Source organism: Amycolatopsis sp. NPDC114478, assembly GCF_055633805.1.
In genome coordinates, this window is record NZ_JBVKDO010000002.1 from 131,686 (window position 1) to 144,994 (window position 13,309).

Sequence of the window (13,309 nt, forward strand, 5' to 3'; positions counted from 1 at the left end):
CGATCACGCTTCGGGGAGCGCTCCGAGGTATTCGGCGCCCGCGTCCGCGACGAGTTCGGCGAGGGACTGCGCGCGGCGGATCGGCGTGAAGCGGACGTCGCCGCGCTCGCTCACGGTGAAGCCGTGCACGGCCGGGCGCGGCAGCGTGTTGTAGGCGTAGTGCGCGCCGAAGTAGTAGGCGCCGGTGTCGTGGGCTACGACGAGGTCGCCGGGCTCGAGCAGCGGCAGCGGCCGCTCCTTCGCCAGGAGGTCGCCCGCGAAGCACAACGGCCCGGCGACGTCCTGCGGCACTTCGGGCCCGGTCTTCGGGCGGCCGTGCGCGTCGAGCGCGGTGAGCCGCAGCGGCCAGTGCTCCGGCTGCAGGACCGTGCGGGCGGCGACCTGCGCGCCGGCGTGGGTCACGGCGATGGGCCGGCCGCCGGAGACCTTCGTGTACTCGACGGTGCTGACGAGGAAGCCGTTCTTCGCCAGCAGGGACCGGCCGAACTCGGTGACGAAGGTGTAGTGCCCGTCGGCGAGCGCGGGGACCTTCGCCAGGAGCGTCGTGACGTAGTCGGCGTACGTCGGGCCCGGGTCCTCGGAGGCGAAGTTCACCGGGAGGCCGCCGCCGAGGTCGAGGCTGGTGACCTGCCGGTAGCCGACGCGGTCGTTGATCTCCTCGGCCAGTTCGTGGATCGCGGCGACGCCGTCGGCCATCAGCTCCGGCGGGCAGCCCTGCGAGCCGACGTGGACGTGCAGCCGGGTCAGCCACGGCCTCCGCGCGAAGGCGTCGAGGATGGCGGTCCGGTTGTCCCGCAGGGGAATGCCGAACTTCGACGTCGAGGTCGCCGTGCTGGTGTCGCCGATCCGGCCGGCGCCGACCTGGGGGTTGATCCGGAGGCCGAGCACCGAGCGCGGGTGGTCCACCAAGCTGTCGAGCCGGGCCAGTTCCTGGAAGTTGTCGGCGTTGATCGCGGTGCCTTCGGCCAGGGCGTGCGCGAGTTCGGCCGTCGTCTTGGCGGGGGAGTCGAGGACGAGCCGGGCGCCGCGCAGGCCGGCGGCTTCGGCGACCGCCGTCTCACCGGGGCTCGCGACCTCGGCGTCGACCCCGAGGTCGGCGAGGTAGCGCAGGACGGGAGCCAGGCCGCACGCCTTCGCGGCGACGGTGTGCTGGACCCGGCCGAGCGGCGCGAACGCCTTGGTCAGGTCTTCGACGGCTTCGCGGAGCCCGGCGAGGTCGATGAACCCGGCCAGCGGGTCGAGAAGGCCTTGGTCCGCCGCGGCGGCGAGGGCGTGGAGCTTCCGATCGGTGCGGTTCACGTCCCCAGTTTCGGACCGGTCCGCGTGAGGGGTCCAAGACTTCGTCCCTCTTGATCTATAGGCCGGGCCTATAGTGGCTGGGTGGACCTGCGCCGATGGCACTACTTCGCCGTGCTCGCCGAAGAGATGCACTTCACGCGGGCGGCGGCGCGGCTGTTCGTTTCGCAGCCGTCGCTGAGCCAGCAGATCCGGGCGTTCGAGGCGGAGCTGGGCGTGGCGCTGCTGGACCGGTCGGGGCCGCGGTTCGCGCTGACGGAAGCGGGCCGGGTGGCGGCGGCGGAAGCGCGGGAGCTGCTTTCGCGCTTGGACCGGGCCCGCGGCGTGATCGTGGCGGCCGGCCGGGGCGACGCGGGGCGGCTCCGGATCGCGTACACGCGTTCGGCGCCGGGCCCGCTGGCCGGCGACCTGGTGGCGGCGTACCGCGCGGCCTTCCCGGAGGTCGAGCTGGCGCTGGAGACGGGCTGGACGAGCCTGAACCTGGCGCGGCTGGCCGCGGGCGAGATCGACGTGGGCTTCGTGCGGCCGCCGGTGGTCGCGCCGGGCATCGAGGTGGCGGCGGTCGGGTCGGAGGAGGTGCTGATCGCCGTGCCGTCGGGGCACGCGCTGGCCCGGCGGCGTGGGCGGCTGCGCCGGGAGTGGATCGCCGCCGAGCCGGTGGTGTTCTGGCCCCGCGCGAACGGGCCGGGGCAGTACGACGCGATCAGCGCGCAGGTGTGGCCGGGCGGCGTACCGCCGATCGTGCGCGAGGAGCCGGAGGACGAGCAGCTGATGCGCGCGGTCGCCGAGGGGGCGGGCATCGCGGCGGTCCCGGAGCACCGCGCCCGCGGGCTCAAGCGGCGCGGAGTGGTCTTGCGCCGGTTGACGGACCCGGTGCCGGTGATCGACCTGGGGCTGGCCTGGCGCGCGGGCACGCCGGCGCCGGTGGTGCGGAGCTTCGTGGACCTGGCCCGCGGCGGTTAGCCCGGCGGTCAGTCGCAGGCCTTCAGGACCGCGTCCGCGACCTCGCCCAGGTGCGCCGCCGCGCTGTGGCCGGACACCAGCCGGTCGGTCAAGTAAGCGAACACCAGCCGCCGGCCCGGGTCGGCCCACGCTATGCAGCAGTTGCTCCCGTTGTGCCCGAACGTGTCCCGCGCGCTCAACGTCCCCATCGGACGGCCCACCCCGCCCAGCTGGAAGCCCTGGGCCCAGCGGATGCGCGTCCCGATCGTGCGGTCGACCACCGCGTCGCCCGAGGGCCGGCGGGCCTCCGTGACCGCCGCTCCCGCGAAACCGTCCAGCAGGGCCTGGTAGAACCGGGCCAGGTCGCGGGCCGTCGTCGAGATGCCCGCCGCCGGGATCACCGCCCGGCGGACCGCGCGGCGGTTCACCACCCGGGCCGTCACCGGCCCGCCCAGGCCGTAGCCGCGGACCGGGACGTGCCGGGACCACAGCGACGACGGCAGCCCGAGGAACGTGTCCGCTAGACCCAGCGGGACCAGGAACTCCGACGAGAGCAGCGACTCCACCGGCGTGCCGGTCACCCGCCGGACCAGCTCGCCCAGGATGTGCCCGAACACGAGCGGCTGGTACGCCGCCACCGAACCGGGCTCCCAGCGCAGCGGCGCGCGCTCGATCGCCCGGACCGCGCGCGGCCAGTCGGTCATCGTGAGGGCGTCGCCGGCGAACCCGCGGGCTGTCGCGAAGCCCGACCGGTGCCGCAGCACCTGCCGGATCGTCACCGCGCCCTTGCCGCCGCCCGCGAACTCCGGCCAGTAGCGGGCCACCGGCGCGTCCAAGTCCACCTCGGACCGCACCGCCAGCTGGTGCACCAGCAGCGCGACGAACGGCTTGCTGGCCGAGAAGATCCAGTACAGCGCGTCCGGCGGGCCGATGTCGAGCAGCACCCGGCCGTCGCGCAGGACGCACAGGCTCGCCCGCGCGCCACGGGCGCGCACCAGTTCCGCGACGTGGATCACCAAGCGAGGCTACCCGCGCGGCGTATGCTCACGGGCGGACAGGAGGGGATTTGCCATGGCAGGCCACGAAATCACCGACCGCATCGCCGACCTGATCGACGAGGAGCACCGCCTCCGCACGGGCGCCCTTCACCACGGCGGGCTGACCCCGGAGGAGCGGCTGCGGCTCAAAGACCTCGAACAGCAGCTCGACGCGGCCGTCGACCTGCTGCACCGCCGCCAGGCCCTCTCGGTCTTCGACGAAGACTGACGCCGCGGTGCTCAGGCGTGGCGCAGGATGGCGCCGAAGCCTTCCCAGAGGTCCAGGCGCTCGTCCAGCACCACCACGCGCGCGCCGGTCGCCACCGCCGCGAAGGGGAGCGCCTCGTCCGCCCGGCGCGGCTCCGGCTCGCTGACCCCCAGCGCCCGCAAACCGGCCTTGCCCACGGCCACCTGCGCCGGGTCGGGGCCGCCGAACACCGCGGTGTCGCCCGGCGATCCCACCAGCAGCGTCTCGACGTTCGCCTCGGACAGTGCGCCCGCGACCGCCTCGAGGCCGCTGACCGCCAGTCCGTCCTCGCGGCCGGAGCCGGCGCGGAACTGCTCGGCCAGGTCGTCGAGCACCGCGAGGTGGCGGTCGGCCAGCAGCTCGTGCACCTGCCGGTCCAGCTCCGCGCGCGACGAGCCGTCGGCCCGGGTCGCGCCTTCGACCTCGCGGGTGATCCGGCGGACGGACTCCGGCAAGATCTCGTGCAGGGCCCTGCGCGCCTGGATCTCCCCGGCCAGGACGACGAGCTGCGCGCCGGACCGCTGCGCCGCCTTCGCCACGTGCTCGGCCACGGTGGCCAGGTTGCGGCGAGCCGTCTCCTCGGCCGAGTTCTGCAGGTGTTGGTGGGCCGGGCCGCCGCCCCGGACCTTGTGCACGGGGTGGTCCGCACCCTCGACCGTTTCGGTGCGGGGCTCGCCGCCGGCGTACTCGGTGATGTCGGCGCCGATCCGGTCGGTCACGACCAGGACGTAGGCCGGGGCCTCTTCGGTGTGGGTCGCCAGCGGCAGCAGGTACGGCAGCGCCGAGAAGCGCACGACCTGGGCCGGCGGCGGGGCGGTGAGGCGCCGGTCGAGCAGCACCTCGCCGTGCGCGGCGACGATGCTCCGGCCCGCTTTGCCGGCCGGTGGCTCGCTTTCGCGCACCGCCCGCCGGACGGCTTCGACCGTCGCCTGGTCGGCCCGCTGGTCGCTCAGGGCCGCTTCGATCTCTTTCAGCCGGAGTTCGAGGACCTTGGCGGCGTCTTCGGTGTCGTGCGAGAAGTCGAAGTGGACGGACGCGAACGGCCCGTCCGCGACGGTCAGGTCGCGCAGCGGCGAGGTGTCCACGGTGGACTCCTTTCCGGATCGGGGCACGGAGTTCGACCCCTGCGGTTACCGCCCTCCCGCGTGCCTAAACGTCGCCGAGCGCCGAGCGCACCGCCGCCACCACGTCCGGGTGACCGAGCGGCAACGGCGGTGGCACCCGGTCTTCCGGACCTCCGGTCGTCGACGCGACCAGCCGCACCTCAGTACCCGCTTCGCGCAGCTTCGCCACCACGTCCTCACGCTCGGCCAACCACTCCTCGTTGGCCTTCGCGGCGTCGCCGGCGGACAGGAACGCGTCCGACGCCGGGTCGACCAGCAGCAGGTGCGTGGCGCCGCCCGGGTGGCGTTCGACGAGCTGGAGGGCTTCGGCCGCGAACGGGCCGCCGGCCACCACGGCGATGTCGGGATCGCCGGGCCCGTGGTCGCCCACGAGGTCGTCGGCCTCGGTGAGCGCGCCGCCGGCCGGAACCCGGCACCAGAAGATGCCGCGCTCTTCCGCCAGCGGACGCCAGGTGGCGGGCAGCTCGTCGTGCCGAGCGGCGCCCGCCGGGTCGAGCACGATGATCTTCGGCCCGGACGGGTCGCCCGCGGTCACGACCGACGGGCCTTCGGAACGAGCGGGTGCGGCGGCCATGGAAGATCCTCTCACTGCCGGGGGAGTTCGGGGGAGTCGGTGTCGAGCGGGACCGCGCCGGAGCGGACGAGTCCCAATTGGACGGTCTGGCGGCCGGTCAGCCGGTCCAGGACCCAGTCGACCGCCGTGCGCACGCGGTTGCCGGGCATCGCCATGAGGTGGTAGCCGCGCGTCACGGCCTTCGCCGGGAGCCCGGAAAGGGGGATGTGCAACGGGTTCGCCGCCGCGGCCCCGGCCCCGAGGTCGACGACGAAGCCGAGGTCGTGGTGGCGGTAGGTACCGGGACGGCCGTAGCCCAGCGACGCCGCGACGTTGCGCCCGGCGAGCTTGCCCTGCCGTTCCGCGTGCTGCGCGGTCATCGCGGTGTACTCGCCGGGGCGGGTGAGGTCGGGCACCGCGGCCGCGTCACCGCAGGCGAAGACGTCGTCGCGGCCGGGCACGGTCAGCTGCCCGGTGACGACCAGCCGGCCCTTGGCCGTCTCCAGCCCGAGGTCGGCGACCAGCGGGTCCGGCCGCACGCCGACGCACCACACCAGCGTGTGGGTCGGCACCGGGTCGCCGGTGCTCAGCGTGACGCCCTTGGCGTCGGCGTGGTCGATCGAGGTCTTCATCAGCACCTCGACCCCGCGGGCGCGCAGCACTTCGTCGGCGGTCCGGCCGAGCCGCTTGCCGAGCTCGGGCAGCACGCGCTCGGCGACGTCGAGCAGCAGCCAGCGGATCTTCTGCCCGGCCAGCTCGGGGTGGCGCCGGGCGAGGGCCTCGGTGAACGCGGGTCCCTGCGCGGCGACCTCGGTGCCGGTGTACCCGGCGCCGACGACCACGAACGTGCAGCGCGCGTCGCGTTCGGCGGGGTCGTCGGCGGCCGCGGCGAGCTCGATCTGGCGCGTGATGTGGTCACGCAGGTAGAGCGCCTCGGGCACGCCGCGGAAGCCGTGCGCGTACTCCGCGACACCCGGGATCGGCAGCAGCTTGTTGACGCTGCCCGCGGCGAGCACGACCCGGTCGTAGCGGATCCGGTGCTCGCGGTCCTCCGGGTCGGTGTAGCAGACCTCGCGGGCGTCGAAGTCGACCCCGGTCGCCCGGCCGAGCACGAGCCGCACCCCCGGCAGCGTTTCGGGGATCGACACCGTCACCCGCCGCGGGTCGAGGATCCCGGCCGCCACCTCGGGCAGCAGCGGCAGGTAGAGGAAGTAGTCGGTGGGGTTCAGCACGACCACTTCGACGTCCGCGCCGGCGGTCTTCCGCAGGCTCTTGGCCGTGTGGTAGCCGGCGAACCCGCCACCGACGATCACGACACGCATGGGTCTCCCTCCGGAGCGGACGCTTTCCGCGCCGGTTACCCGAGGGCGCGCCGCGGAAACCCCGCGGGGTTGACCTGAGGGCTCAGGGGCGTACGGTCATGGAGTTGGCTGTTGTTCAGAATCACGTGCTCCGGTCAGCGCCCCTGCACGCTGCGTTAGGGAGCGCCATGTATCGTTTTCGCACGATTGACGAACCGTCCGGCTTGACCTTCACCACCACCACCCGACCGGGCGATGTCCGGGTCGTCACGGTGGTGGGTGACATCGACGCCGCCACGGTCACCACCCTCGACGAAGCTCTCGCCACCGGCGAGCGGCTGGTCGTCGACTTGACCCGCGTCGCCTTCCTCAGCTGCGCCGGCGTCCGGTCGCTGCTCGAGGTGAACACCCGCGCCGACGTCGCCGTCGTCGTGAGCGGCCACGCGGTCACCCGCTCGCTGGAAGCCACCGGCGCGGACCTGCTGCTGAGGATCCACCCCCGGGTCGGCGCGGCGATCGCCGAGCTGACCCCGTTGCCCGGCCGGGAGGCGTGACCGCCCTGCGGTCCCGCCTCCCGCCGTCCACTGTGGACAACATGTAACCGTCAGTCGTCCGGCCAGTCGCCGGTGGCCTTCTCGTACCCGATGGCACCGGCCCGCTCGGTCGCGGCCTTGACGGCGGCGAAGATCGCGCCCTGCACCGCCGCCGCGATGATCACCTGCTGCCAGGTGTAGTCGCGGTCGGTGGCGTCGGGCGCGTCTTCTTCGCCGGCCACGCGCTTCCACACCTGCTTGAACACCTGTCCGGCGAGGATGCCGCCGAGGGCGCCGACGACCCAGCTCAGCGGCTTGTACAGCGCCTTGTTCACGAGTCGTTCCTCCGTCGCAGGATCAGCCGGATCACGATCACCAGGCCCAGCACGCCGGCGAACACCGGCAGCGGGTTGCTCCGGACGACGTCGGCGCCCTGGCGGAACTTGACCGCGGTCGGCGCGTTCGTCACGTCGGCGACCTTCGCGGTCGCCTGGTCGAGCTTCTCGTCGACGCTTTCCTTGACCCGGGTCTTCACGTCGAGCTTCTGCCCGAGCGCTTCCAGCGTCTCGGTCAGCTCTTCCCGGGTGGTGTCCCGGTCGAGCCGCGCCTCTTCGGCGTTCTTGGGGAAGTCCCCGCTCATGAATGCACTCCCTGCTTCACGGTGTCCACGTCCTGGCGGACCCCGCTGATCGCTTCCTCGGGCACCGGTGGCACGCCCTGGGTGACTTCCTTCTTCCCGATCAGCGCGGCGATCCCGGCGACCAGGAACAGCGCGACCGCGACGAGCACCGCGGCCAGCCAGCCCGGCACGACGAGCGCCAGCGCCAGCACGGCGGCCGCGACCAGCGTGCCCGCGCCGAACAACGCGAACAGGCCCGCGGCGCCGAACAGCCCGGCGCCCACGCCCATCTTCTTGCCCTTGCGCTGCAGTTCGAACACCGCGAGCCGCATCTCGTCCCGGACGAGCCGCTTGACCTCGTCGGTCAGGTCCGTCACCAGCTCACCGACCGAGCGGTCGGCCGCCGGCTTCTTGTTCACTTCTTCGATCACGGAACACCTCCTTGCCTGGCCGCCGTGTACCCGGGTCCGCGCGGGGTCAACCACGCCGGGTTTGGCGGGTGCGGCACCGGGTAGCCGATTCGGCGTCACCACCGACGAGCCCACCGACGAGGAGGAGTGCATGAGCACGATCACCGAAATCGTGGACGTGGAGGTCCCCGTTTCGACCGCGTACAACCAGTGGACGCAGTTCGAGGAGTTCCCGCGGTTCATGGAGGGCGTCGAAGAGATCCGGCAGGTCGACGCCACCCACACCCACTGGGTGACGAAGTTCGGTGGCGTGACGCGCGAGTTCGACGCGACGATCACCGAACAGCACCCCGACGAGCGGGTCGCCTGGACGTCCGACTCCGGTCCGGACCACGCCGGTGTGATCACGTTCCACCGGCTCGACGACTCCCACACCCGGGTCACCGCCCAGATGGACATCGACCCGGAGGGCTTCGCCGAAAATGTGGCGGACAAGCTGGGTGTCCTCGGCCGCCGGGTGAAGGGCGACCTCAAGCGCTTCAAGGAGTTCATCGAGCACCGCGGCGGCGAGACCGGCGCGTGGCGCGGTGATGTGGACCGGCCGGGCACCTAGTTCACACGATCGAGTGACGCGGCGGGGCGGCCACCGCCCCGCCGTGTTTCGTGCGCGGACCCCTCGGGTAGGCGGCAGGCATGACGACCACCGACGTCCCGGCCGTGGAACTGAACAACGGCGTGCGGATCCCGCAGTTCGGGTTCGGCGTGTTCCAGATCCCGCCGGAGGACACCGCCGAAGCCGTGCGGACCGCGCTGGAAGCGGGGTACCGCCACATCGACACCGCGCAGATGTACCGGAACGAAGAGGGCGTCGGCGCCGGCGTCGCGGAATCCGGGCTCGCGCGTGAAGACGTGTTCGTCACCACGAAACTGGCGAACGACGCGCACGGGCACGACAACGCGATCACCGCGCTGGAAGGCAGCTTGCGGCGCTTGGGTTTCGACTACGTCGACCTCTACCTGATCCACTGGCCGTTGCCGCACAAGGACAACTACGTCCGCACGTGGCAGGGCTTCGAGGACATCCTGCGGGCGGGCAAGGCCCGCGCCATCGGCGTCTCGAACTTCCAGCCCGCCCACCTCGACCGGCTCGCCGAGGAGACCGCAACAGTGCCCGCGGTGAACCAGATCGAGCTGCACCCGGCGCTGCAGCAGGCCGAACTGCGCGCATACCACCGGGAACACGGCATCGCGACCGAAGCGTGGAGCCCGCTGGCCCAGGCGGAAGTCCTCGGAGACCCGGTGCTGAAGGAACTGGCCGAAAAGCACGGCCGGACGGCCGCGCAGGTGGTGTTGCGCTGGCACATCCAGCTCGGCACCATCGTCTTCCCCAAGTCGTCGTCGCCGGAGCGGATCCGGCAGAACATCGACGTCTTCGATTTCCAGCTCGACGACGAGGACATGGCGGCCATCGGCGAGCTCGACGCGGGGCACCGCACCGGGCCGGATCCGGACACCTTCACGGGGTGACCGCGGCGTTTCCCTCCGCAACCGGCCGGGTACTACACCCGGAGAGGTCCCCCTGGAAGGAGCGTCCCCGCATGAGCACCAACGCGTACCTGTCGTTTCTCGTGATCGGGGTGGTGCTGGTTCTGATCGACGGGCAGATCATCTACCGCAGCGGCCGCCGCTACCTGGAGAGCTCCTACGGCGACCCGGCGGCGGGTGCTTCGATGACCCGCCTGGTCACGGTGCTGTTCCACCTCGCGACCCTGGGTGTGCTGGCCCTGGTGTCGACCATCGACCTCGGCGGCGACATCACGGGCGTCGTCGCCCGCATCGGCGTGCTCCTGCTGATCCTGGCCATCGCTCACGGGATCACGCTCGCCGTGCTGTCGCGCATCCGCGGTGAGCAGGAGGTCGAGGCGGTCGTCCAGCGCGGCCCCCGGCCGCGGGTCGACCCCGAGCCGCAGAGCCCGACGGTGACGCCGGTGGTGCCGGGCCAGCCGGCTTCCTACCCGGACGTCAGCCCGTCGATGGAGAACCGGTCCCCGTACTCGGCCCAGTAGCCGGCGAAAGGATCGTGGGCGGCACTTTCGCGCGAAAGTGCCGCTTTCGATCGCGTCAGGCTTCGGCCACCGGGAGATCGACCTCGGTGTGCCGGGCGGCGAGCGTCAGGGCCAGGTCGGCCAGCTTGACGTTCAGGTCCTGGGACGCGCGGCGCAGCACGTCGAAAGCTTCGTCGGCGGTGATGCCCCGCCGCTGCATCAGGATGCCCTTCGCCTGGCCGATCACGTCCCGGCTCTCGACCGCGCGGCGCAAGTGCTCGCGCTCCAGCTCGGCCGCCGCTACGGACTGGGTGTGCGCCAGCGCCAGCGACGCGTGCGTCGCCAGCAGGAGGGCCAGGTCGAGCGAGTGGCTGTCGAACGCGTCCGGCCGGCTCGAGTAGATGTTGAGCGCCCCCGAGCGCCGGGGCGGGCGGGCGTCGGGCAGCAGCGCCGTCGCCAGCACCGAGTGGTAGCCGAACGCGGCCGCGGCCGGGCCGAACGACGGCCAGCGCGCGTCGTTCGCGAGGTCCTGCGACCAGCCGATGGCCGGGCCGTCCGGCCGGGCCGACTCCACGCACGGCCCTTCGCCGTGGTCGTACTGCACCTGGTCCAGCCGCACCGCGACCGGGTCGGTCTCGACCGGGGTGTGGTACCTGCCGTCGGGCTCCCGCAGGGTGACGCTGACCAGGTCGGCGCCGGGGACGAGCGCGCTCGCGGCGCCGACGACGAGCCGCAGCACCCCGCCGACGGTCGGCGTCACGTCCAGCAACGTGCGCGTGAGTTCGGCGAACTGCCGCGTCAGCGGGCCGGCCGGCGGCTCGCCGTCCTGCCCGAAGCGTGCCCGGTCGCGGGCCCATTCGTCTTCACCGATGCTCATGCCGGTCGTCGTCCTCCTTCAGGTGCCGGATCCCATTCAACCCGATGCCGGCACCCGCCCCGTGCTCAACCGGGTGAGTCGGAGGCGCGGCGGAGCGCGTCCCGCGCCCGGTCCACGAAACCCGGGCCTGGCCACAGCTGGTCGATCTGCGGCACCCGGTCGGACAGATCCGGGTGCGGCACCGTCGCCGCGGCTTCGCGGACCGCGAGGACCTCCTTGCCCAGCTCGGCCCGCCGCTCGGGCGAACAGGTGAGGCGAACCTGGCGAACCGCCGCCGGGCCCTCGTCGTGGACGTGCCGCCGGACGGCGCGGATGAGCCCGCCCAGCAGCCGCTCGAACCGCGTCTCCTGCGGTCCCGCCCCCTCCAGCTCCCGCATCAGGCCGTCCGCCTCGGCGAGCGCGCCGTCGCCGTCGATGAAGGACTCTTCGGCGACGGCGTGGCGGACCAGCTCCGCGATGAGGTGGTCGGCGAGGTCCTTGCGGTTCTCCGGACTGCCCTGGCCGAGCTCGAGCTCGGTGCACAGGCGGTCCAGCTCCCGGTGGTCGCCGGCGAGGACGGTGGTCAGGTCGGTTGCGGGCTGGCTGCCGTTCATGCACGCTCCTGGTCCGGGGCTCGTGGTTCGCGTTCGGGATACCCGCCGCTCGCACGGCGAATCCCGTGTCGGGCCGCCGCACGCCGGGTATCCGCAGGGAGAACCGGTCCCAGAGGAGGATGATCATGGCAGCGCCGTCGTCGGTGACCGAACGCGAGCGCAAGTACGAGATCGTCGCGGGCAGCGGGGTGCCGAAGCTCGTCGGCGTCGCCGGTGTCGCGACGCAGGACGATCCGGTCGAGCAGATCCTCGACGCGTCCTACTACGACACCGAGACGTTCCGGCTGGCCAGGAGCGGCATCACCCTGCGCCGCCGCGTCGGCGGGCACGACGCCGGCTGGCACCTCAAGCTGCCGGTCTCCGCAGACGAGCGGCAGGAGATCCAGCTGCCGCTGGGCGGCGACCCGAACAAGGTCCCTGGCCGGCTGCGCCGCCTCGTGCGCGCGTTCACGCTGGGGGAGAAGCTGGTGCCGATCGCGCACCTGCGCACCGACCGGTTCGCCCACCGCCTGGCCGACGGCGACGGCCGGACGGTCGCGACGCTCACCGACGACCACGTCACCGGCGAGGCCGGCGGCGAGAGCGCGCGGCTCGACGAGTGGCGCGAGCTGGAGCTAGAACTGGAGCCCGAGACCGACCCCGGCCGGCTCGACGAGTTCGACCGGGCCCTGGCCGACGCCGGCGCCTCGGCCTCGCCGTGGCCGTCGAAGCTGCGGCGCCTGATCGGCGACCGCGTGCCGGCGCCGCCCCGCGGCCGCAAGAAGCCGACGGCGGGCGACGTCGTGCTGGCCTCGCTGCGCGAGCACCACGCCCGCCTGCGCCGCGCGGACGTCGGGGTCCGGCTGGACGTCGAGGACTCCGTGCACCAGATGCGCGTCGCGACCCGGAAGCTGCGCAGCGCCCTGCGCACGTTCGGGTCCATTGTGGACAAGGACGCGACCGCGCCGCTCACGGCCGAGCTGAAGTGGCTGGGGCAGCAGCTCGCCGCGGCCCGGGACACCGAGGTCACCGAGGAACGGCTGCGCGAGCGGCTGGACGACGTGCCGTCGGAGCTGGTGTTCGGGCCACTGCGCCAGTACCTCACGCGCTACTTCGCCCGCGAGGCCGAAGAGGGCCGGACCCGGGCGATGGCGGCGCTGACCGGCAAGCGGTACCTGAACCTGCTGCGCGCGCTGGACACCCTGGTCGAGGAACCGCCGCTGACCGCCCGCGCCCGCAAGCCCGCCAAGGCCGCGCTGCGCAAGCCGCTGCGCAAGGCGGCGAAGAAGCTGCGTCGCGCCGAAGCGGCCGCGAGCGGCGAGGAGGGCCACGAACTGGAGACGGCCCTGCACGACGTCCGTAAGAAGGCGAAGCGGGCCCGGTACGCCGCCGACACCGTGAAACCGGTCTACGGCAAGAAGCTGCGAGCGTGGCGCAAGAACGTCAAGGCCGTCCAGAGCACGCTGGGTGAGCACCAGGACACCGTGGTCGGCCGGGACGTCCTGCACCACCTGACCATCGCCGGGCACGGCGAAGGGCAGAACACCTTCACCTTCGGGCTGTTGTACGCGCGGGACGCCGCGGCGGCGGAGGAGCTGCGCGAGCGGTTCGCGGGGGAGTGGCGCCGGCTGCGCAAGGGCGACCGGCCGGGCTGGCTCTGAGCAGCACCGTATCGCTTTGAATGAGTCATTCAGGACCGAGAGGTCCTGAATGACTCATTCAAGACGGGTGGTGGAGAAGAGGAGCGGGAGCC

At 72.8% G+C, this 13,309-nt stretch carries 17 protein-coding genes; 7 read left to right on the forward strand and 10 right to left on the reverse strand.

All coding sequences use genetic code 11. The annotated features are described in order from the left end of the window. Window positions 1-3: 3 nt before the first annotated feature. Window positions 4-1,299, reverse strand: coding sequence for a type III PLP-dependent enzyme domain-containing protein (locus ACZ7OH_RS05250; protein ID WP_470279703.1), 1,296 nt, complete (start codon window positions 1,297-1,299; stop codon window positions 4-6). An 81-nt stretch (window positions 1,300-1,380) separates the two neighbouring features. Here ACZ7OH_RS05250 and ACZ7OH_RS05255 point away from each other — a divergent pair, with 81 nt between their 5' ends. Beyond that, a complete protein-coding gene (locus tag ACZ7OH_RS05255; protein WP_470279704.1) occupies window positions 1,381-2,259 on the forward strand; it encodes a LysR family transcriptional regulator in 879 nt (292 codons plus the stop codon). A gap of 8 nt (window positions 2,260-2,267) precedes the next feature. Here the strand turns inward: ACZ7OH_RS05255 and ACZ7OH_RS05260 are convergent, their stop codons facing one another. Next, window positions 2,268-3,254: a serine hydrolase domain-containing protein gene (locus tag ACZ7OH_RS05260; RefSeq protein ID WP_470279705.1), complete on the reverse strand. Its 987-nt coding sequence runs from the start codon at window positions 3,252-3,254 to the stop codon at window positions 2,268-2,270. 55 nt (window positions 3,255-3,309) lie between these two features. Between ACZ7OH_RS05260 and ACZ7OH_RS05265 the strand changes: the two genes are divergently transcribed. After that, a complete protein-coding gene (locus tag ACZ7OH_RS05265) occupies window positions 3,310-3,504 on the forward strand; it encodes a DUF2630 family protein (RefSeq protein ID WP_400909185.1) in 195 nt (64 codons plus the stop codon). Between the two features lie 11 nt (window positions 3,505-3,515). On the opposite strand, the gene ACZ7OH_RS05270 is transcribed toward ACZ7OH_RS05265, so the two are convergent. From ACZ7OH_RS05270 to ACZ7OH_RS05280, 3 genes are all read right to left on the reverse strand, one after another. Beyond that, entirely contained in the window at window positions 3,516-4,607 is a 1,092-nt protein-coding gene (locus ACZ7OH_RS05270; protein WP_470279706.1) for an Rv2629 family ribosome hibernation factor, read from the reverse strand. Between the two features lie 64 nt (window positions 4,608-4,671). Continuing rightward, on the reverse strand, window positions 4,672-5,220 hold the full coding sequence (locus ACZ7OH_RS05275; protein ID WP_470279707.1) for a hypothetical protein: 549 nt from the start codon (window positions 5,218-5,220) through the stop codon (window positions 4,672-4,674). Window positions 5,221-5,231: 11 nt separating this feature from the next. Beyond that, on the reverse strand, window positions 5,232-6,521 hold the full coding sequence (locus tag ACZ7OH_RS05280) for an NAD(P)/FAD-dependent oxidoreductase (protein ID WP_470279708.1): 1,290 nt from the start codon (window positions 6,519-6,521) through the stop codon (window positions 5,232-5,234). A 203-nt stretch (window positions 6,522-6,724) separates the two neighbouring features. Here ACZ7OH_RS05280 and ACZ7OH_RS05285 point away from each other — a divergent pair, with 203 nt between their 5' ends. Beyond that, the gene (locus ACZ7OH_RS05285) at window positions 6,725-7,054 is read left to right on the forward strand and encodes an STAS domain-containing protein (protein WP_470279709.1); all 330 of its coding nucleotides are present in this window, start codon (window positions 6,725-6,727) and stop codon (window positions 7,052-7,054) included. Window positions 7,055-7,104: 50 nt separating this feature from the next. Here ACZ7OH_RS05285 and ACZ7OH_RS05290 read toward each other — a convergent pair whose 3' ends face one another. From ACZ7OH_RS05290 to ACZ7OH_RS05300, 3 genes are read right to left on the reverse strand one after another with little or no spacing between them, the layout of a single operon-like run. Next, the gene (locus ACZ7OH_RS05290) at window positions 7,105-7,368 is read right to left on the reverse strand and encodes a DUF4235 domain-containing protein (protein WP_400909199.1); all 264 of its coding nucleotides are present in this window, start codon (window positions 7,366-7,368) and stop codon (window positions 7,105-7,107) included. Then, a complete protein-coding gene (locus tag ACZ7OH_RS05295) occupies window positions 7,365-7,673 on the reverse strand; it encodes a DUF3618 domain-containing protein (protein WP_470279710.1) in 309 nt (102 codons plus the stop codon). Before ACZ7OH_RS05295 ends, ACZ7OH_RS05290 begins: the two co-directional genes overlap by 4 nt. After that, the gene (locus ACZ7OH_RS05300) at window positions 7,670-8,083 is read right to left on the reverse strand and encodes a phage holin family protein (protein ID WP_400909204.1); all 414 of its coding nucleotides are present in this window, start codon (window positions 8,081-8,083) and stop codon (window positions 7,670-7,672) included. The genes ACZ7OH_RS05295 and ACZ7OH_RS05300 overlap by 4 nt, the downstream gene beginning before the upstream one ends. Window positions 8,084-8,213: 130 nt before the next feature. Here ACZ7OH_RS05300 and ACZ7OH_RS05305 point away from each other — a divergent pair, with 130 nt between their 5' ends. The 3 genes from ACZ7OH_RS05305 to ACZ7OH_RS05315 all read left to right on the forward strand — a co-directional run bounded on the left by ACZ7OH_RS05305 (window position 8,214) and on the right by ACZ7OH_RS05315 (window position 10,128). Beyond that, window positions 8,214-8,675, forward strand: coding sequence for an SRPBCC family protein (locus ACZ7OH_RS05305; protein WP_470279711.1), 462 nt, complete (start codon window positions 8,214-8,216; stop codon window positions 8,673-8,675). Window positions 8,676-8,755: 80 nt separating this feature from the next. After that, window positions 8,756-9,589: an aldo/keto reductase gene (locus ACZ7OH_RS05310; protein ID WP_470279712.1), complete on the forward strand. Its 834-nt coding sequence runs from the start codon at window positions 8,756-8,758 to the stop codon at window positions 9,587-9,589. A gap of 71 nt (window positions 9,590-9,660) precedes the next feature. Beyond that, window positions 9,661-10,128, forward strand: coding sequence for a hypothetical protein (locus tag ACZ7OH_RS05315; protein WP_470279713.1), 468 nt, complete (start codon window positions 9,661-9,663; stop codon window positions 10,126-10,128). A gap of 55 nt (window positions 10,129-10,183) precedes the next feature. Here ACZ7OH_RS05315 and ACZ7OH_RS05320 read toward each other — a convergent pair whose 3' ends face one another. Further along, window positions 10,184-10,984 carry an ANTAR domain-containing protein gene (locus ACZ7OH_RS05320; protein WP_470279714.1) on the reverse strand — a complete coding sequence of 267 codons (801 nt, stop codon included), beginning with the start codon at window positions 10,982-10,984 and terminating at the stop codon, window positions 10,184-10,186. Between the two features lie 65 nt (window positions 10,985-11,049). Beyond that, on the reverse strand, window positions 11,050-11,577 hold the full coding sequence (locus tag ACZ7OH_RS05325) for a hemerythrin domain-containing protein (protein WP_470279715.1): 528 nt from the start codon (window positions 11,575-11,577) through the stop codon (window positions 11,050-11,052). A gap of 125 nt (window positions 11,578-11,702) precedes the next feature. Here ACZ7OH_RS05325 and ACZ7OH_RS05330 point away from each other — a divergent pair, with 125 nt between their 5' ends. After that, window positions 11,703-13,217: a CYTH and CHAD domain-containing protein gene (locus ACZ7OH_RS05330; protein WP_470279716.1), complete on the forward strand. Its 1,515-nt coding sequence runs from the start codon at window positions 11,703-11,705 to the stop codon at window positions 13,215-13,217. Window positions 13,218-13,309: the final 92 nt, after the last annotated feature.